Source organism: Tateyamaria sp. LSS28, assembly GCF_059611725.1.
In genome coordinates, this window is record NZ_JCAPFI010000006.1 from 48,037 (window position 1) to 68,579 (window position 20,543).

12 protein-coding genes are annotated in these 20,543 nt (G+C 62.1%); 9 read left to right on the plus strand and 3 right to left on the minus strand.

The annotated features are described in order from the left end of the window. Nucleotides 1-73: 73 nt before the first annotated feature. Nucleotides 74-454 (minus strand): DUF3307 domain-containing protein, encoded by a 381-nt coding sequence (locus tag AC53L6_RS18085; protein WP_496908851.1) that lies wholly within the window; start codon nucleotides 452-454, stop codon nucleotides 74-76. Between the two features lie 222 nt (nucleotides 455-676). Here AC53L6_RS18085 and AC53L6_RS18090 point away from each other — a divergent pair, with 222 nt between their 5' ends. From AC53L6_RS18090 to AC53L6_RS18110, 5 genes are all read left to right on the plus strand, one after another. Then, nucleotides 677-3,616 carry an ABC transporter transmembrane domain-containing protein gene (locus AC53L6_RS18090; protein WP_496909083.1) on the plus strand — a complete coding sequence of 980 codons (2,940 nt, stop codon included), beginning with the start codon at nucleotides 677-679 and terminating at the stop codon, nucleotides 3,614-3,616. 91 nt (nucleotides 3,617-3,707) lie between these two features. Next, a complete protein-coding gene (locus tag AC53L6_RS18095; RefSeq protein ID WP_496908852.1) occupies nucleotides 3,708-5,492 on the plus strand; it encodes an autotransporter assembly complex protein TamA in 1,785 nt (594 codons plus the stop codon). Beyond that, nucleotides 5,492-9,418: a translocation/assembly module TamB domain-containing protein gene (locus tag AC53L6_RS18100; protein WP_496908853.1), complete on the plus strand. Its 3,927-nt coding sequence runs from the start codon at nucleotides 5,492-5,494 to the stop codon at nucleotides 9,416-9,418. Before AC53L6_RS18095 ends, AC53L6_RS18100 begins: the two co-directional genes overlap by 1 nt. 72 nt (nucleotides 9,419-9,490) lie before the next feature. Next, entirely contained in the window at nucleotides 9,491-10,126 is a 636-nt protein-coding gene (locus tag AC53L6_RS18105) for a GntR family transcriptional regulator (protein WP_299772964.1), read from the plus strand. Between the two features lie 11 nt (nucleotides 10,127-10,137). Next, the gene (locus AC53L6_RS18110) at nucleotides 10,138-11,136 is read left to right on the plus strand and encodes an AbrB family transcriptional regulator (protein ID WP_496909084.1); all 999 of its coding nucleotides are present in this window, start codon (nucleotides 10,138-10,140) and stop codon (nucleotides 11,134-11,136) included. Here AC53L6_RS18110 and AC53L6_RS18115 read toward each other — a convergent pair. Then, a complete protein-coding gene (locus AC53L6_RS18115; protein WP_299555054.1) occupies nucleotides 11,133-11,744 on the minus strand; it encodes a TetR/AcrR family transcriptional regulator in 612 nt (203 codons plus the stop codon). The genes AC53L6_RS18110 and AC53L6_RS18115 overlap by 4 nt on opposite strands. A gap of 96 nt (nucleotides 11,745-11,840) precedes the next feature. Between AC53L6_RS18115 and AC53L6_RS18120 the strand changes: the two genes are divergently transcribed. Together AC53L6_RS18120 and AC53L6_RS18125 are read left to right on the plus strand one after the other, a co-directional pair. Next, nucleotides 11,841-13,007, plus strand: a complete 1,167-nt coding sequence (locus AC53L6_RS18120) for an efflux RND transporter periplasmic adaptor subunit (protein WP_496908854.1) — start codon at nucleotides 11,841-11,843, stop codon at nucleotides 13,005-13,007. Next, complete coding sequence (locus AC53L6_RS18125) at nucleotides 13,007-16,150, plus strand: efflux RND transporter permease subunit (protein WP_496908855.1); 3,144 nt, start codon at nucleotides 13,007-13,009, stop codon at nucleotides 16,148-16,150. The genes AC53L6_RS18120 and AC53L6_RS18125 overlap by 1 nt, the downstream gene beginning before the upstream one ends. Before the next feature lie 341 nt (nucleotides 16,151-16,491). Here AC53L6_RS18125 and AC53L6_RS18130 read toward each other — a convergent pair whose 3' ends face one another. Next, a complete protein-coding gene (locus AC53L6_RS18130; protein ID WP_496908856.1) occupies nucleotides 16,492-16,974 on the minus strand; it encodes a hypothetical protein in 483 nt (160 codons plus the stop codon). 300 nt (nucleotides 16,975-17,274) lie between these two features. Between AC53L6_RS18130 and AC53L6_RS18135 the strand changes: the two genes are divergently transcribed. Both AC53L6_RS18135 and AC53L6_RS18140 read left to right on the plus strand, forming a co-directional pair. Continuing rightward, entirely contained in the window at nucleotides 17,275-18,852 is a 1,578-nt protein-coding gene (locus AC53L6_RS18135) for an ABC transporter substrate-binding protein (RefSeq protein WP_299545996.1), read from the plus strand. Nucleotides 18,853-18,967: 115 nt separating this feature from the next. After that, complete coding sequence (locus AC53L6_RS18140; RefSeq protein ID WP_496908857.1) at nucleotides 18,968-20,527, plus strand: ABC transporter substrate-binding protein; 1,560 nt, start codon at nucleotides 18,968-18,970, stop codon at nucleotides 20,525-20,527. Nucleotides 20,528-20,543 lie beyond the last annotated feature (16 nt).

A 20,543-nucleotide genomic window follows, 5' to 3' on the forward strand; every position in this document is an offset into this window, starting at 1 on the left:
CGGCCACTTTGTCCTGCGATCCCAACCTTAACTGTACAAAATGACGGTCGGATCTGTCCCGCATTGTCGATATTTAAGGCAGCACGGCCCAGACCATGACCAGGTAGGTCCACTGGTGCAACGCTTGATCCAGCCCGAAGGCGCGCCAGAACCCGCCTTGGTCGGGTCCGTGGCCCGTATGTTCGGACCAGCGCCCCTTGCCCCAGTCGATGTGGAAATGCACGACCCATTCGACCAGCGCCACGATCAGCGCCATGGCCACGGGCACGCCGACCAGCACCATCGCCACCAGAGACCCCACCCCATGCAACCCGGCATGTTGCAGCCGCCCCACATGCAGGTAGCGCCCGCGGTTTGCCAGCATCCTTGGCGTTTGCATGTAGAAGTCGGCAAACAGGTGCTTTGCCTGCAGCAAGAACAACAGAACCAAAGCAAAGATAACAGGGTCGGTCAAAGGGTGCCTTTCGCGTTTTCTCTGCCTTTACCCTAGGCCGCCATGTGTTTTGTCGCAATCCATGCCGTACCGTATGCTGACGTGCCATTGATTTCCCGTGATCCCCGTTGTTAGGCTGACGGCGGGCGCAATTCCCGCCCCTTCAGGACGTGGACAGGCATCATAGAACGCTCCCTCTTTGGATTTATCTGGAAGTACTCGAAACGCGATCAGTTGATCCTGCTGGTGGTGACACTGACACTGTTTCCGCTTCTGTACCTGACGCTGGAGCTGCCAAAGCAGATCATCAACGATGCGATCGGCTCGGGTTCTCCGACCATTTCGGCCTATGGCTACGAGTTCGATCAGATCACCTATCTGATGATGTTGTGCGGCGGCTTTCTGGTGGCCGTCCTATGTCATGGCCTGCTGAAGATGCGCATCAACACGATGAAAGGTGTGCTGGCCGAACGGCTTTTGCGGCGCCTGCGCTATACGCTGATCGCCCGCATCCTGCGCTTCCCGCAGCCGTATTTCGAGCGCACCAGCCAGGGCGAGTTGGTCAGCATGGTCACGGCCGAAAGCGAACCCATGGGCGGGTTGATGGGCGACGCCATTGCGCAGCCGGTGCTGCAGGCCGGGCAGATGCTGACAATCCTTGGTTTTCTGTTCTTCCAGTCCATCGCGTTCGGCTTTGCCGCCATTGCATTGATTCCGCTGCAGGCCTGGCTGATCCCCAAGCTGCAGCGCCAGATCAACCTTTTGAACAAGAAACGGGTCATTCAAGTGCGCGCACTGGCCGCCGAGATCGGTGAAGGTGCAGCAGGCGCAGGCACGTTGCGCGTCAATGGCGGCTGGCGTTTTCGCATGGCGATGATCGGGAACCGGCTGGGCAATCTTTTTGCTATCCGGTTCGAGATCTACCAGAAGAAATTCTTTATGAAGTTCCTCAACAACTTCATCACACAGCTGACCCCGTTCTTCTTCTTTTCCATTGGTGGCTATCTGGTGATCCAGGGCGACGTGACCATCGGCGCGCTGGTGGCGGCCCTTGCTGCCTACAAGGACCTGTCCAGCCCTTGGAAAGAGCTGCTGGCCTATTACAACCAGGTTGCCGACATGTCCCTGCGGTGGGAGACGATCACCGAACGCTTTGCGCCTGCGGGCATGATCGACGACAATCTGTTCTATGGCCCCGCGCCCGAAACACCCCGGCTGACTGGGGACATCGTTCTGGATCAGGTCACCGTCAGCGATGGCGACGGCAATGCGGTGCTGGAAGACATCTCACTGGCTGTCCCAGCAGGCAGCAGCCTTGCCATCACCGCCCCCAATGATGAGGATCGGCGCGCCTTGGCCGAGGTGCTGACGCGTGAAACGCTGCCAACCAGTGGGACGGTGACAGTGTCCGGCCATGACATTCGGTCGCTGCATCAGACCGTGATTGCCAAACGCGTCGGCCATGCCAATTCGCGCCCCATCATGTTCCAGGGCAGCTATGGCCAGAACGTGATGATGCCGATGCGCCTTTGCCCCACAACCGCAGCCGAAGAGACCGAATTCAAGCGCGAGGCTGTCCGGGCGGGCAACACGCCGGACATGGTGGATGGCCAATGGCTGGACCCCACTATTGCAGGCGTTCCGGACAAGGACGCGCTGCGGGCGTGGTGGTACACCGTCATTGACAGCAGCGGGTCAGGAGATGCGCTGACCCGCCGGACGATGGATCAGACCTTTGACGAAAAGGCACACCCGCAACTTGCGCAGGCCCTAATCGACCTGCGCCCCAAAGTGGCTGCCGCCGTGGCCGAGGCGGGGCTTGATCGCTATGTTCACGCCTTCGATCCCGACGCGTACAACCCGGCCCTGCCCGTTGCCGAGAACGTGCTGTTTGCCACCCCGCGTGAGGTCATCGGCCCCGAGATGATCGAGGCAGAGGTTGAATTCCTGCAGTTGCTGCATGATCTGTCGCTGGCCTCGAACCTTGAAATGATGGCCCGTAATATCCTTGAGATCCTGCGCCAGACGTTTGGTCCCAACGGCACGGACCACCCGCTGTTCCGCAAGCTGGGCCTAGAGGTCGATATCTATGAGGCCGCCCTTGAACTGGTTGATCGCAAGCCCGCCGGGTCCGATATCACGGACAAGGAATTGGCGCTGCTGTTGAGTATCCCCACCAACATCACGGCCGAACAGGTTGCCGCGGCCTTTCCCGACGATGTGCGCGCACGGGTCCTGAACATGCGGACCGAACATGGCGCGACCTTGCGCAAGCAGATGCATGAAATCTTTGTCCCGATCCAGCCCGATGCCCATGTGCACGGGTTGTCGGTTCTGGAAAATGCGCTTTATGGCAAGGTGTCCGACAGTGCCGGTGCACGGGCCGATGACTTGCGCCGCATTGTGGTCGAGGCGCTGACCGAGGCGGGTGTGAACCAGCTGGTGCTGGAACTGGTCTTTGACGTGCCGATTGCCCTGGGTGGTGCCAACCTGCCTGCCCTCTTTGCCGAGCCGTTGTCGATCAGCCGCGCCACGATCAAGCGGCCCGATATCCTGATCCTGGATGAGCCAATGGCCAGCTATGGAGAGGAAACGCGCGCCGCGCTGTTCCGCAACCTGCGTACCCTCTTGCCCGACGCGGCGCTGATCTTTCTGGGCACGTCATTCGAGGAAGAAGACGCGTTAGACGCGCATGTCGAGATCGTGCAAGGCCGGTTGCACGGCACGGAAGGTGAGCGAGTCGAAGCCGGCACCGATGCCAGTGCAGACCTTGCACGCAAGGTCGATGCGTTACGTCAGGCCCCGATGTTTTCGAGCCTCAAGCGCAAGCAGTTGCGCCTGCTGGCCTTCGGGGCGCGGTGGTACACGGCGCATCCCGGCGAATACGTGTTCCACAAGAATGACGACCCCACCGACGGTGCGTATATGGTCATCGACGGCGAGGCCGATCTGCTGCTGCCGCAAGAGGGGGCCGATGACACATTGATCGCCACCGTGGGTGCTGGCGCACTTGTGGGCGAGTTGGGATTGATCCGCAGCGAACCCCGTGCGCTGGATATGCGCGCCAAGAGTGAGCTGACCTGCCTGCGCATCGGCGAGGAAGAATTCATGGCCGTAGTCGAAAACGACGCCGCCACTGCCTTCCGTTTGCTGCAAGTTGTTGCCGGTTACGTCAAAACTTGACCACCCGCGCCATCAAGGCGCTGGAACCTTTGTCCCAGATTTGGCATGCACGTAGTGTAAGGCCGCGCGCTGCGCGCGGCGGAGTACTGCGATGTATCGGAATACCTGCCGGTTTTTGGCGGTCTGCGGTGTAAGCCTTGGCCTATCGGCCCCTTCCTGGGCTTTGGACGTGGTTGTACGTGCGCCTGAGGCGCTGACCGAGGAGTTGCGCGCAGCGTCTCTGACCGCCGGACTGCTGGAGGAAGAGGGCGCAGTCCGTTCCATCGACGTGATCAGTGCCGCACAGGCCGACTATGCCCGCCTGATCGCCCTTCTCTATGACCGAGGGTATTTCGGTCCCGTCATTTCGATCACCGTGGACGGGCAAGAGGCGGCGGGCCTGTCGCCCATCTCGGCTCCGCAAAGTGTTGGCACCGTGATCGTGACCGTGGAGCCAGGCAAGGTGTTCAGCTTTGGCACCGTCACCGTGCGCCCTCTGGCCCCCGGTGCCACCCCGTCCCCGCAAGTGCAAAGCGGAGAGACCGCGCGCGTATCCGCCCTGCGGGACGCGACCAGTGCAGGCATCGAAGGATGGCGGCAGGAGGGGCACGCCAAGGCAAGCGTCGGCGGCCAGCAGATCACGGCCAACCACCCGGCAGGGCAGCTGAACGCAGATGTCCGGCTGAACCCCGGCCCGCGCCTGCGTCTGGGGCGACTGGACCTGGAGGGCGACAGCGCCGTGCGTGAAAAGCGCATTCGCGAGATTGCGGGTTGGCCCAGCGGCGAGGTATTTGATCCCGACACGCTCGACAAGGTCGAAACCCGGCTGCGGCGCACGGGCACCTTTGCCTCGGCCACCCTGACCGAAGCGGAGACGGCCAACCCGGACGGCACGCTGGATGTCACCGCCCAGATCACCGACCGGTTGCCGCGCCGCTACAGCTTTGGCGCGGAGTATGGCACCACCGATGGCGTCAGTGTCAGTGCGCTTTGGTTGCATCGCAACATCTTTGGCGGGGCTGAACGCCTGCAGATCGACGGTGAAATCAGTGGTGTGGGCGGCGACACCGACGGCATTGATTTCCGTTTGGGCGCGCAACTGTCCCGCCCCGCCACGTGGCGCACCGATCTGGAGGCCGTTTTGCTGGCCGAGTTTGAGCAGCGCGATGATCCAAACCTGTTTTCCCGCACCGGGCGGCTCGAGTTCAGCACCGTCTATTTTGCCAGCGAGGACCGCGAATACAGCTATGGCCTAGGTCTGCGAAGGGCCGAAACACGCGATGACCTGGGCGAGCGCGACTATACGATCCTCACCTTGCCCTTCACCGCCAAGTTCGATCGGCGTGACGATCCCCTGAACCCGACGCGCGGCTATTATGCAGAAGCCTCGGTGCAGCCTTTCGTGAACATCGAAGGCACCAGCGAGGGCGTGCTGTCCACCATCGACGTGCGCGCCTATCGCAAGCTGGGTGACCGGGTCGTTTTTGCCGTGCGGGGGCTGTTGGGATCAGTGGCCGGTCCATCAATCGAAGAAGCGCCTGCCGACTTCCTGTTCTTTTCCGGCGGCAGCGGCACCGTACGCGGACAGGACTACCAATCCCTTGGCGTGGACCTGAGCCCGGGCGTGACCATTGGTGGCCGGTCCTTTGCAGGGATATCTGGCGAATTGCGCGTCAAGACGGGCGACAAGTTTTCAGTCGTGGGGTTCTATGACGCGGGCTATGTCGGGCCGGAGAGCTTTATCGACGGGTCAGGCGAATGGCACACCGGGTTTGGCGCTGGCATCCGTTATGACACCGGGATCGGACCCATTCGGCTGGATGTGGCTGTCCCCGGTTCAGGTCCGGGCGACAGTTCCGGGGTGGAACTGTACATCGGTATTGGGCAGGCCTTCTGATGCGGTATGTGGCGATTTTCTTGATCCTGATCTGGCCTGCAGCGGCGCTTGCACAAGACGACAATGAGGACCGCGGTTTTCTGGTGGGTCTGCTGGAGAGCAGCTTGGGCGGCGAAGGGCGTGTTGTGCGTATCGACGGCTTTGCCGGGGCGCTGAGCAGTCGAGCCACGATCGAGCGCATCACGATTGCCGACAATGAGGGCATCTGGCTGACGCTGGAAGACGTGGCGATGCAGTGGAACCGCGGCGCCCTGTTCCGTGCGGCCATCGACATTCAGGAGTTGCGCGCGGGGCGCATTGAATTGCCGCGCCTGCCCGTTGCCGCCCCGGGCGGCGACCTGCCCGCGCCCGAGGCGACCCCCTTTGCCCTGCCCGACCTGCCCGCATCGATCAGCATTGCACAGCTTGATCTGGCCGAGGTTGTGTTGGGCGCGCCGGTGCTGGGAGAAGCGGCCGTGCTGTCCATTGCCGGTTCGGCAACGTTGGCCGATGGCGCAGGCAACACGCGTATCACTGCGACCCGCACCGATGTGGACCTCGGGGTGTTCGATGTCGCGGCGGCCTATGCCAATGACACCCGCGACCTGTCCCTTGATCTGCAATTGCGCGAGGGCGCGGGTGGCCTGATCTCGGGCCTGTTGAACATCCCGGATCGCCCCAGCGTTGATCTGACCGTAGCGGGTGCGGGTGTGTTGAGCGATTTTGGCGCGACGCTGGATTTGCGCACCGATGACACGCAACGCTTGACCGGGACCCTTGAGTTGCAAAGCGAAGCGGACGGGCCAATGGCCTTTGATGCTGCGCTGGACGGGGATGTGTCCGCCCTGTTCCTGCAGGAATACCGCGCCTTCTTCGGGACAGATGTCGCGCTGACCGCGCGCGGCAGCAGTGATGCGGATGGCGCTTTGTCTTTGGACGCCTTTGCCTTGGACACCCGTGCGCTGCAGCTGGCGGGACGCGCCGAGTTGAACAGCGATGCGTGGCCAACCTTGCTGGACATCGAGGGCACCCTTGCCGACCCGGATGGGGCACCATTGCGCCTGCCGGGTGACACGCGCCTTGCCGGTGCGTCGATTGCCGTCGATTTCGATGCAGAGCAGAGCGATGCGCTGGTCGCGCGTATCGATGCAATAGGTGTTGAACAGCCGGATGCCACTGTGGATCAGGTTGCACTGAATTTTGACGGTACGCTGAGCGGTGCAGTGGGCACGATTGGCGCGCTGACGGGGCGGTTGAACGTCGACGCAACCGGTGTGGCGTTGAGCGATCCGGGGCTGGCGCGAGCCGTAGGCTCTGCCCTGTCCGGCGGATTTGACATTGCCTATGCCGATGATGCTCCGCTGGATGTGACCGATCTAACGCTTGCCAGTGCAGCCTGGGCGCTGAAGGGTCAGGCGCAGGTGAGCGGGTTTGATGAGGGGTTCGAGACCACGTTCGATACGGCCCTTGTGACACAGGACCTGTCCGCCTTTGCGGACCTGGCCGGGCTGGACCTGTCGGGGGCCGGGGATCTGGCGCTGTCCGGGACGGCGGCCCTGGGTGGCTTTTTCGATATTGAGGTGCGGGGGCAGACGCGGGAGTTGGCGATTGGCGTGCCACAGGCAGATACGTTGCTGGCTGGGCAGACGGACCTGATCCTTGCTGCTCGTCGTGACACCAGCGGCACATTCGTCGACCGGCTGACATTGGAGAACCCTGCCCTTGACCTGACAGCATCGGCAGACCTGCGCACCGGCGGATCGGTCGCGCGGTTCAACGCGACCTTGGCGGATGTGGGACAAGTGACCGAGGCGGTGGATGGTCCGCTGACCATGGATGGAACGGCGACCCAGACGGGCGAGGTTTGGGATATCTCGACAGACCTGACCGGGCCCTTGGACAGCACGGCAACCGGTACGGCCCGCGTTGCGCCTAATGGCACCGAAATTGCACTTGAGGCGGCGGTTGGAGACCTGTCGCCCCTCGTTCCACAGATCGGGGGTGGTGCAGAACTGACGGCGACGGCCCGGCAGGCCGACGGCATATGGCAGTTCGACAGCAATATCGATGGTCCCGCGCAGACTCGGGCCGACGTGACGGGGCAGTTTGACGGAACGAACGTGACCGCCCGCTATGACGTGAATGTGCCCACGATCGACGCCTTTGCCCCCGGTGTGCCGGGTGGTGCGACGCTGACCGGTGATGTGGCTCAGAGCACAGAGGGGTGGGCATTCGACGCGGACGTGACCGGGCCTTATGAAAGCGCGGGGACAATCTCGGGCACATATGCGGACATCTTGACCTCGAATTTCGACCTGCGCCTGCCCAATGTTGCAGCCGTGGCACCGGGCGTGAACGGGCCTTTGGCGCTGGACGGCACGGTGTCGCAAACCCCTGACGGGTGGGAAGTCGTCACAGATGTCGCTGGCCCCTACAGCAGTTCGGGCCGCGTAAGTGCCAGCCTACGGGACGGTGTACTGGGCGCGGGTTATGCGCTGACCCTGCCGAACGTGGGCCCGCTTGTGCCCGGGCTGGCGGGCAGCATGACGGTGAACGGCACGGCCCAACAGGACGGCGCGGACTATGACATCATTGCCCGCATTGCAGGGCCATCCGGTGCAACGGCAACGGCATCGGGACGGGTGCTGGGGGATGGGACGCTGAACCTCGGCGCACGCGGTCAGGTGCAGTTGGGCCTTGCCAACGCCTTCATCGCCCCACGCACAATCATCGGGACCGCTGATTTTGACCTCGCCGTGAATGGCCCCCCTGCCCTTGGGTCCGTTTCCGGCCAGATCACGACCCAAGGCGCGCAGCTTGCCACACCCAGCCTGCCCGTGTCCGTTTCGGACTTGTCCGGCGCGGCGCGCCTGTCTGGCGGACAGGCGGTGCTGGATTTCACCGGCGCCATTTCCGAAGGGGGCAGCATTGGCATTTCCGGCCCCATCACGTTGAGCGGTAGCTATCCGGCGCAGTTGGACGTGTCGCTGAACGCGGTGACATTGCGCGACCCGCGGCTTTACAACACGACTGTTGATGGGCAGGTCGCACTGCGCGGGCCGCTGACCGGAGGTGCCGCGATTTCTGGCCAGATCAATCTGGGCGAAACCGACGTGCGCGTGCCGTCGAGCGGTATTTCCACGTTCGGAGCGGTGCCTGACATCACCCATATCGGGGCCACGCGCCCCGTCATGCGCACCCGCGAACGGGCCGGTCTGGTGCAAACAAGCAGCGAAACCACGACCGGGTCCGCCTATCCGCTCGACATCCAGATCAACGCCCCCAGCCGCATCTTTGTCCGCGGTCGCGGCATTGATGCAGAGATGGGTGGGCAGTTGCGGGTGAGCGGCACCACGGCCGACATGATCTCGACCGGGCAGTTCAACTTGATCAGAGGGCGCATCGACGTTCTGACCAAACGGTTCGAGCTGACCGAGGGCCGCGTTGCCCTGCAAGGCCGGTTTGAGCCGCTGCTGCGCCTGGTGGCTGAAACACCGACCTCAACGGGCTCTGCACGCATCGTTGTTGAGGGGCCCGCAGACGATCCGGAAGTGACATTCGAATCCACCCCGGACGCCCCACAGGATCAGGTCCTTGCCCAGATCTTTTTCGGTCGTGACATCACGCAGCTGTCGGCCTTTCAGGCATTGCAGCTCGCCAGCGCCGTGGCAGCCCTTGCAGGGCAAGGCGGCGAAGGGATCGTGTCGCGCCTGCGCGGCTCGTTTGGGTTGGATGATCTTGATGTTACCTCGGATGAAGATGGAAACACGGCTGTCAGAGCGGGCAGATACCTCTCGGAAAACGTCTATACAGACGTCACGGTGGGTGGGGCCGACGGGCCGGAGGTGTCTCTGAACATCGACCTGACGCCCAACATCACAGCACGTGGCACCTTGGGTGCAGATGCCAATACCGGCATCGGTATCTTCATCGAACGGGATTATTGACCCGGCTTTGATTGGCACTGGTATCGCAGGCCCCCACATTGTATCCAGCTGGATACATTTTGGAGGCGTGCGATGACCGATCGAGATATGTCACAGGGCGAAACGGCCTATGCCCAATTGCTGGCGGCGATCCGCACGGGAGAGTTTGCACCGGGCGACCGGTTGCGCGAAACCGATGTGGCCGACCGGCTGAACCTGTCCCGCACCCCTGTCCGCGAGGCGCTGCGGCGCCTGGAAGCGGATGGCATCGTGGAACATCGCCCACGGCTGGGCGCGGTCATCCGACAACTCAGCCACGCCGAACTGGTCGAGCTTTACGAGATGCGGATCGTGCTGGAACGCACCGCTGCCGAGATGGCGGCCAAACACGCGGCTGCCGCCGAAATTGACGCCCTGCGCGATCTGAACAGCGCCATGTCCAAGGGCAGCCCGGCGGAAGCCGCGGCGCTGAACCAGGATTTTCACCGGGGCATCTACCTTGCCACGCGCAACCGGTTCCTGCTGGACGCAGCCCGCGCATTGAACAATGCCCTGATGCTGATGGGACCAACGACGCTGGCTGACAAGCAGCGCATCGAGGTGGTCACGGCACAGCATGACGACATCCTCACAGCCATCGCAGCCGGCGACAGCGCAGCGGCAGGCGAAGCGGCCGAGGCGCATTTGCAAACCTCGCTGCGGTATCGGCTGAAGGTGCTTGCCCGGTGATCCGGATCGGCATGACCTTTGCGATTGCAGGGCTGGGCGTCGCGCTGTTTCATGGGCTGTCCCTGCCCCTGCCGTGGCTGTTGGGACCAATCTTTGCCTGCCTGATAAGCGCCCTTGCGGGCGTGCGCATGACGGGCACGCCCTTGATTAACGAAGGCATGCGCACCGTATTGGGCGTCGCCGTCGGGGCAACGATCACCCCTGTTGTACTGGCATCGATGCTGGGCATGTGGCCCACATTGCTGCTGATCCCGGTGATGGTCTTGGTCATCGGGGCGATTGGTGTCCCCTATTTCCGCAGGCTTTGGGGGTTCGATTTTGTCACCAGCTATTACAGCGCGATGCCCGGCGGCATTCAGGACATGCTGGTGTTTGGCGAAGAGGCGGGTGGCAACCCACGGACCCTGTCGCTGATCCACGCCACACGGGTTCTGGTGATTGTTGTCGCCCTGCCCTTTATCCTGCGGGGGGTCTGGGACGCGGACCTGAGCAACCCGCCGGGTGTGCCTGCGGCGACGCTGGCACCCACGCAGTTGGCGCTGATGGTGCTGGCTGCACTTGTGGGGTGGCGCGGGGCCAAGGCGCTTGGCATGTTCGGCGCGTCGATCCTCGGGCCGCTGATCGTGGCGGCGGCCATGGCCCTGACGGGCCTCTTGCAACACCGCCCCCCGGCCGAAGCGATCTGGGCTGCCCAATTCTTCATCGGGACAACCGTGGGCGTGAAATACACCGGCATCACCATGACGGAAATTCGGCGCGACCTGACGGCTGGGCTGGGCTTCTGCGGCATCCTGATCGTGCTGACGATCATCTTTGTCGAAGGGGTCTATGCCGCCGGTCTTGCGCCGGGGATGGAGGCCCTGCTGGCCTTTGCCCCCGGCGGGCAGGCGGAGTTAACGGTGCTGGCGCTGATCGTCGGGGCCGACGTCGCCTTTGTCATTGCGCACCATGTCTTGCGTATGTTTGTGGTGATCCTCGGCGCGCCGCTCTTTGCACGGATTTTCCGCTAGTCGCGGATGATCCGACGCGAGATGTCAGCCACGATCATGGCTTCCTGTTCGTCCGTCAGGTCCAGCTCGTGCTTGCCGTCGATTTCCAGAAAGGCATGGCCGTGCACGAACATGTGCAGCATCAGGCTGCGGCGCTCGATCTCGGCCTCGGGGGTGTCGTCAGGCATTGCTGCGCGCACCTCGCGCTTGACGATGGCAAGGCATCCGTCGCCTCGCTCTCGCATCTCGGAATCGCGTTCATGCCCTTTGGTCAGGCCAAACATCAAGCGGAACACACCCGGTTCAGCCCGGGCAAAATTTGCATAGCAGAGGCCCAGCGCAGTTATGGGTGCCAGAGCGTCGCCTGACGCCCCCTTTGCAGCGTCATCCATCTGCTGGCGCATCCGCTCGATTCCCGCCAAGGCGACCTCGCGCACGATCTCAGCACGGTCGTTGAAATGCTTGTAGGGCGCGGCTGAACTGACGCCAGCGCGGCGTGCGGCCTCGGAAATCGAAAACCCGTCAGCGCCCTTCTCCTCGACCAAAATGCGCACAGTTTCAATAAGATGCGCGCGCAGATCACCGTGGTGATACTGCGTCCGGGGGGCCTTATCCGTGGTCTGCTCCAAGTTTTTTTGCCTCTCTCCCTTGCCAAAGTAAGTGGCTATTACATATGTCTGTTACCATAAGTAAGCACCCCTTACTTCCTGTCAAGGAGTGGCACCATGCCTAAAGATCGCGCCAAGGATACACCGAAACCACCCCTTTGGAAGCGCACTGTGCGCGGGATTGTCACGCTGACCGGCACCGCGTCCGTCATTGCCATCGCCGCGGGCGCGGTCTGGATTGGCAGCGCCACATTGGCCACGCGTGCCGCCGCCGTGGATGCACCACCCCCCGCCCCGATCAGCACCGTTTCGGCAATCCGCGTGACACCGGCTGACACCATGACCGTCACCCGCGCCTTCCACGGACAGGTCGAGGCGGCACAGACTGTTGCCCTGAGTTTCGAGCAGGGCGGTCGCCTAAACGTCCTGGACGTGGACGAAGGCGACCGCGTCGAGGCGGGCCAGATACTTGCCAAGCTCGACACCCGTATCCTGATGGCCGAACGCAGCCGCCTTGTTGCCTCGCGCGAAGCGCTTGAGGCGCAGGCGGAACTGTCCCGCCGTACGACCGATCGTCAGAAAGAGCTGCGCAATCGCGGCTTTGCCTCGGATCAGGCAGTGGACAACACGGCACTGAACCTTGCTGCGCTTCAGGCACAGATCGCCGAAATGGACGCAGCCATCACGCAGGTTGAGGTGCAACTGAGCCAGACCGAATTGCTGGCCCCGTTTGACGGTGTCGTGGGCGCGCGGAATGTTGACCCCGGCGCAATCATGGCTGTGGGGGCGCCCGTGCTTGATGTTCGCGAAGAAACCGCCCCGATCTTCCGTGTTGGGATTGATCCAAGACTGGCACAGAACGTGCGGGACACCGCAGCCGTCGTGACGCTGGACGGTGTGGACTACGACGCGCGTTTCGTCGGCTTCCGGCCCGACCTGGATGCGCAAACCCGCACCCGCACAGCGCTGTTCGAGATTGAGACGGATGATCCGGTCTACCTTGCCTCCGGCACACTGAAACTGCGCAGCCAGATTGACCAGAACGGATATTCCGTTCCGCTGCGCGCCTTGCAGGACGGGGTACGCGGGCTTTGGACCGTGATGGTGCTGAGCCCGGGTGACGATGACCTTTACACCGCCCAGGCCGCCGCCGTCGAAGTGCTGCAGGTCGAAGACGGCACGGCCTTTGTCCGTGGCACGCTACAGGGTGACGCCATGATCGTGCCCGATGGCACCCACCGCCTTGTCTCGGGCGACCGGGTGCGCGTGGTCGGAGCGGAGTGATGGAAACCCTCACCTTCCGCCAACCCCGCCTTGTTGCCCTTGCCCTTCTGGTCATCATCGCGGCGGGCTTGTCCTCGCTGCTGGCCATCGGACGGCAGGAAGACCCCACCATCACCAACCTCTTTGGCACTGTCACCACTGTGGTGCCGGGTGCAGACCCCGCCCGGGTCGAGGCGCTGGTCACCCAACCCATTGAGGACATTCTGCGTGAGGTGTCCGAGGTCGACGTGATCGAAAGCACGTCCTCGACCGGTATTTCCATCGTCTCGGTCGAGTTGGGCGTGATGGTGCCGGACAACCGCATTGAACAGGTCTGGGCCGAGATCCGCGATGATCTGGCCGAGCTGTCCCCCAGCCTGCCCGCCGATGCATTCGAGCCGGAATTCGACACCGAGGGCGGCAGCGCCTTTGCCGCCATCGCGGCCCTTTCGGCCGAGCCGGGCATTTCAACCACGATCCTGGGCCGCTATGCCCGCGACCTGGCCCAGGATCTGCGCAACATCCCCGGCACCGAACTTGTCGAGTTGTTCGGTGCGCCCGAGGATGAGGTGCTGGTCACCTTAGACCCGGTGGCCACCGCCGCGCTTGGCCTGACGGCAAGTGACGTCTCCCGCGCCATTGCCCAGGCCGACGCCAAGGGCCCTGCCGGACGTGTACGCCCGGCGGGGTCTGACCTGCTGATCACTGTCGCGGGCGAGGTCGAGGCGCTGGACCGTTTGGGTGAGATCGTGGTGCGCCGCTCGGACACCGGGGCCGTCACCTACCTGTCACAGGTGGCCGAGATCACGCGCGGCCCGCGCCTGCCAGAAGCCGAGTTGGCGATCTACAATGGCAACCCCGCGATCCTTGTGGGAGCAAAGTTGGAAAGCGGGTTGCAAGTCGACAAATGGGCGGCCTTTGTCCGTGAAGAGATCGCCGAATACCGGTCCAACGTCCCCTTGGGCGTCTCGCTGGACCTGACCTTTGACCAATCCGGCTACACCGCAGACCGCCTGCAGGAGGTCGGCCTGAACATGGCCATCGGCGTTGGCCTTGTGGTCGGTGTGCTGCTGCTGACCCTTGGTCTGCGATCCGCCATGATCGTGGCGCTGATCCTGCCGGTCGTGACCCTTGCCACGCTGTTCACCATGAATTTCATCGGCCTTGCCATCCATCAGATGAGTGTCACAGGCCTGATCGTGGCCCTTGGCCTGCTGGTTGACGCGGGCATCGTGATGACGGATGAGGTGGGCCAACGGCTGGAAAAGGGCGTGAGCCGCATCAAGGCGGCGGGACAGTCGGTCAAACGGCTCTTTGCGCCTTTGCTGGCATCAACCGTGACCACGGCCCTGTCCTTTACACCCTTGATCCTGCTGCCCGGTCCCGCAGGTGATTTTGTGGGCTCCATCGCCATCGCTGTGGTGATCATGCTGGGCTGGTCCTTTGTCGTGGCGATCACGCTGACACCGGCCATCGCAGGTCACCTGCTGCCCGCGGATGGGACACGCGGCGGCATGAACAGTGGTGCATTGGGCCGTGTCTTTGCCGCGTCGCTGCGCTGGTCCGTGAAAAACCCTGTCCGGTCTATCGCGCTGGCGCTGATCCTGCCCGTCACTGGATTCCTGTCCATGCCAACACTCACGGCACAATTCTTTCCCGGCGTGGACCGCGACCAGTTTTATATCGAGGTGGATTTGGCCCCCGGCGCGGGCATTGCCGACACGCAGGACGTTGTGGCGCGGCTGAATGACCGGCTGCTCGGGGATGACAGGATCGAACAGGTGATGTGGACGGTCGGGCGTTCGGCGCCTGCCTTCTACTACAACATCGTCGGTGCGCGCGAAAACGCGCCCGGCCATGCGCACGCGCTGCTCACCACCCAATCGGCAGAGGCGACCGAGGCTGTCCTGCGCGACCTGCAAGGCGATCTGGCCCTGACCGCGCCCGAGGCCGAAATCCTTGTTCGTGGTCTGGTGCAGGGCCCGCCGGTCAATGCCCCCGTCGAGATCCGGCTTGTTGGCAAGGACCTCGAGGCGCTGCGCGAAACAGGGGACGAGGTACGGCGCATCATGTCCGGCGTCGACTCCGTGCTTGTGACCCGCGGCACCATCGGTGGCGGTGCGCCAAAGGCCGTCATCACGGTGAACGAGGCGCAGGCTCAGGTTCTTGGCCTCGACCTGCGCCAGATTGCCGGGCAGTTGCAAGCCGGGCTTGAGGGGGTCACGGGTGGCTCCATGGTCGAAGGGGACGAAGAGTTGCCCATCCGTGTCCGTCTGGGCGACGCCACGCGCGGCTCGGTTCAGGCCATCCGTGATCTGCCGATCCTGCGCCCGGATGCGGCACAGCTATCAGCCCAAGGCCGCTGGCCCGCCCTGCCCCTGTCCGCCGTGTCGACCATCGACCTGGAACCCGCCGCCAGCAGCATCACCCGCCGCAACGGCGAACGGGTCAACACGGTGCAGGCGTTTATCCTGCGCGATGTACTGCCCGAAGAAGCGCTGGTTGAGGTGCAGGCCGCACTTGAGGCCAACGGGTTCGCGGTGCCCGCCAGCATGCGTCTTGAACTGGGCGGTGACAGCGATGCACGGGCTGACACGCTCAGCGATTTGCTGGCTTCCCTTGGTCTGATCGTGACCCTGTCCATTGCCGCCATCGCGCTGACCTTCAACAGTTTCCGTCTGACGGCGGTGGTGCTCGTGGTATCGGGTCTGTCTGCGGGCCTAAGCCTGCTTGCGCTCGCGATTTTCCAGTACCCGTTCGGGATCAACGCGATCATCGGCGTGATTGGATCGATCGGTGTGTCGATCAATGCCGCGATCATCATCCTGACAGGGTTGCAAGAAGATGACCTGGCCGCTTCAGGGGACAAGGACGCCATGGTCGATGTGGTCATGGGATCCAGCCGCCACATCGTCTCGACCACCATCACGACCTTTGGCGGCTTCCTGCCCCTGATCCTGGCCGGTGGTGGCTTCTGGCCCCCCTTCGCGATGTCGGTGGCCGGGGGTGTGCTGCTGTCCACCGTGGTGAGTTTCTATTTCACCCCGCCGGTCTTTGCCCTGATCCACCGGGTTCGACGGGCGCCTGCGGCATCCGCGGAGCAGGCCGACGGCAAGGACGCACCTTTTATCCTGCATCCGCCGTTCAGCCAAGCCGCGGAATAGGTGGTCAGGCCCAAGACGTACTTTCTGTAAGGTGCCGCCCGTTTGGCGCATCCAACCGACGGGCACTTCTGGCCTAGTATCGCCTATGCGGGATGAGATGCCGTTCTTTCGGATCACTTAACAGACCGGAATCAAGCCGAAGGCGCCGGTCCAACACAAGCCCGTCCCGGCGGGCTGGTGTTTTGGATGCCGCACCGAACAGAAATTCTGTAGAATGTGTTTGGCCAGCATAAAGCGCGACCGAAGCTTCGGTGCGACACCACCCCACGGGCTTGCGCTGGAGCGGCTCGAGGGCGGCTTACTGCATAAGACCCGTCGACCTGAAATCTACTTGTTGTTTTTCAAACTTCCACCAACTTCAAAATTTCAAGCCCTTCGACTTCAGGCAATCTGGTATTGTGGCAAATCCAGACACTCATATCAAAACCAAATGAGACGAAGCATTCTCTACCAAGATGGAATACGAATGCCTGCGATTTTCCCGTTAAAAATTCCTCGATGAAACAAGTCAGATCTTCTTTTCTAAAGACCGGTTCCACAAGTGGTTCGAAGTAAGTGTTGTCGTCCAAAGGTGGATGCGGTTCACACATCTCCATGACGAGAAAAAAATCACCAAACTCTTTGAAGTACTTCTCAAAATCTTCCCTGATGGCGTTCTGCCTGGACAAAGGCTGTTGCTCGAAGCTCAAGTCATTGTCTGTCCAGCCTTCGTCTTCCCATTCTTCTTGAGAAATCGCTTTTCCAAACGGTGAAAGCAAACTACATCGCCATCCATCGGGGCGTGGACCCCACAGGATTTGACCTAAGTTGATAAAATTGCCCACATTTCGTACTCGCCTCAGTAAATTCCAAAGATGCTTGCTTGGCTGGTGCTTGGCAACCTCATACAGGCCAGAAATCTCATGAAACAAACGTGGAGTATGGCGTTCGTTTTGAGCTGCAGCTCCGACCTACTCCGTACGCCCCAACTTAGATTTCGTACACGGGGATAACGCAACTGCCAATGCTGTCCTACGTTTTACACGCCACCCAACATTTGCCAGGCCCCTCACCCCTCTACCTGCTTGCCAATCCCGCCGGAGTAACCAACACTCATAGGCAGAAAAGCAAATGGGGAGATTTCCATGAAAGTCACGTCATTCCTATCCGCCGCGCTGCTGCTGTCAAGCACAGCACTGGTCAGCGCCGAAACGCTGAAATGGGCCCGCGCGGGTGACGCGCTCACCCTTGATCCGCACTCACAGAACGAAGGGCCGTCACACACTATCCGCCACCAGATGTACGAGCCGCTGATCATCCGCGACACGACCGGCGCGTTTGAACCCGCACTAGCCACTGAATGGGCGCCGAAGGCCGACGATCCCAATGTCTGGGTCTTCAAACTGCGCGAAGGCGTCACATTCCATGACGGTGCGGCCTTCAACGCCGAGGACGTTGTGTTCAGTTTTGAGCGTGCAATGCAGCCCAATTCCGACATGAAGGAATTGATCGGCTCGATCACCGAAGTACGCGCTGTTGATGACTACACCATCGAGATGGTCACGGATGGCCCGAACCCGATCCTGCCCTCGAACCTGACCAACCTGTTCATCATGGACAAGGACTGGACCGAGGCGAACAACACCGTGAACGTGCAGGACTTTGAAGGGGGCGAGATCACATACGCCACGACCAACGCCAATGGCACCGGGCCTTACGTTCTGCAAAGCCGCGAGCCGGACGTGAAAACCGTCATGACCCGCAACGACAACTACTGGGGCATCGACCAGTTCCCAATGGAAGTGACCGAGATCGTCTACACCCCCATCCAGAACGCCGCAACGCGCGTGGCGGCCATGCTGTCGGGTGAGATCAACTTCCTGCAGGACATGCCGGTGCAGGACCTTGAGCGCGTGAATGCCGCTGACGGCCTGGTGGTCAAGCAAGCCCCGCAGAACCGCGTGATCTTCTTTGGCATGAACCAGGGCGCGGATGACATCGAAGCGGACAATGTCGATGGCGCCAACCCGCTGGCCGATGTGCGCGTGCGCAAGGCGATGTCGATGGCGATGAACCGTGATGCGATCCGTCAGGTCGTGATGCGCGGCCAATCGCAGCCTGCGGGCATGATCGCCCCGCCCTTCGTCAACGGCTGGACCGAGGCGATGGACGGCGAGTCCTCGACCGACATCGACGGGGCCAAGGCCCTGCTGGCCGAAGCAGGCTATGACAGCGGGTTCTCGATCCGTCTGGACTGCCCGAACGACCGCTACATCAACGATGAAGCGATCTGCCAGGCGGCCGTGGGCATGTTGGGTCAGATCGGCGTGACCGTGAACCTGGATGCCAAGCCCAAGGCACAGCACTTCCCGCTGATCACAGATGGGCAGACCGATTTCTACATGCTGGGCTGGGGTGTGCCGACATACGACTCGGAATACATCTTCAACTTCCTTGTCCACGGTCGTGAAAGCGATATCGGCACCTGGAACGGCACCGGGTTCGACAACGACGAGATCGATGCCAAGATCAAGTCGCTGGCCTCAAACACCGATCTGGAAGCCCGCAACGCCGACATCGCCGACATCTGGCGCGTGGTGCAGGACGAGCAGCTTTACATCCCGCTGCACCACCAGGTCCTGAACTGGGGCATGGGCGAAGGTGTCGGGATCGAAGTTGACCCCGAAGACCAGCCCAAGGTCAAATACATCACCATGAACTGATCATATTTGGGGGCTGCGGTTGCGCGGCCCCCTTTTCGTTTTGCCCCCGAATGCGCGCCGGGGTGTTGCCTGTTTTTCACCGATTTCATTGAAACCGCATCAAGGACCAAGATACATGATCCGCGCTTTCCTTCTCGCCAGCACCGTTCTGGCCGCACCGGCCATCGCCGAAGAATTCAAGTGGGCCGAAACCACCGACCCGCAAACCATGGACCCGCACGCCGTGAACTCGGCCGCCGTGCTGGGCTTTCTCAACAACGTGTACGAAGGCCTTGTTCGCCGTGGCAAGGACATGACGATCGAACCTGCCCTCGCCACATCGTGGGAACCGATTGGCGCAGGTGAAGGGTGGCGATTTACACTTCGGCAGGGCGTCACGTTCCACGACGGGGCCGCATTCAACGCGGATGACGTGATCTTTTCCTACCAGCGCGCCAGCGACGAGGCATCGGACACGCGCAGCTGGTTCGCCCCTGTTTCCGAGGTCGTCAAGGTCGATGACTACACTATCGATATCATGACCACCGCCCCCAACCCGATCTTTCCCGACAGCATCGCCAACTGGATGATGATGGACAGCGGCTGGGCCGAGGCGAACAATACCACCCTGCCCGACAAAGAAAGCGGCAACTACGCCACGCTGAACACCAATGGCACTGGCGCATTCAAAGTGACGGCGCGCGAGCCGGGCCTGCGCACGGTGCTGGAACCCAATGCCGACTGGTGGGACACAGCCGAACACAACATCACCCGCGCCGAACTGACCCCGATCCAGAACCCCGCCACCGCCGTTGCAGCGCTGCTGTCCGGTGATGTGGACCTGATCAACCCGGTGCCCATTCAGGACGCCGAACGCCTTGCCGCCAATGACGCGGTCAAGGTGATCCAAGGGATCGAAGCGCGGATCATCATGCTGGGCTTCCCACACGAAGCCGACGCGCTGAAATATTCCAGCGAAACAACCGATGCCAACCCATTTGCAGACGCACGGGTGCGTCAGGCGGTGGCCCATGCCGTCAATGTACCCGCCATTCTGCAAACAATCATGCGTGGCAATGCCGAACCCGCCAGCCAGCTGGTCAGCCCGGCCATGCGCGGCTATTCCGCATCGCTGGCGGACCGGCCGGAGTACAACCCGGATCAGGCCAAGGCCCTGCTGGCGGAGGCCGGTTACCCAGATGGCTTCTCCTTCGGCCTCAAGTGCCCGAATGATCGCTACCTGAATGACGAAGCGGTCTGTCAGGCCGTCACGGGCATGCTGGCGCAAGTCGGGATCACAGCCGTCCTCGACGCGATGCCGGTCCAGAACTACTGGCCCGAACTGCGCGAAGACAATTACGACATGTACCTGCTGGGCTGGTCCCCGGGCACGTTCGATGCCGAACACCCGATCCGTTTCCTGGCCGCGACCCCAAATGAAGAAAAGAAGCTGGGCAGCTGGAACTTTGGCGGCTTTTCAAACGCGCGGGTGGATGAACTGTTGCCGATGATCCAGTCGGAAATCGACGATACCAAACGTCAGGCCATGTTGGATGAAACCACCAAGATCCTGCAGGACGAGGTCGCTTATGTGCCCATGTACGTTCAACCGCTCGTCTGGGGGGCCAAGTCCAGCATCGATCTGACACAACGTCCGGATAACTTCTTTATCCTGCGCTGGGTGACGGTGAACTGATCCGGCAACCCCGGAA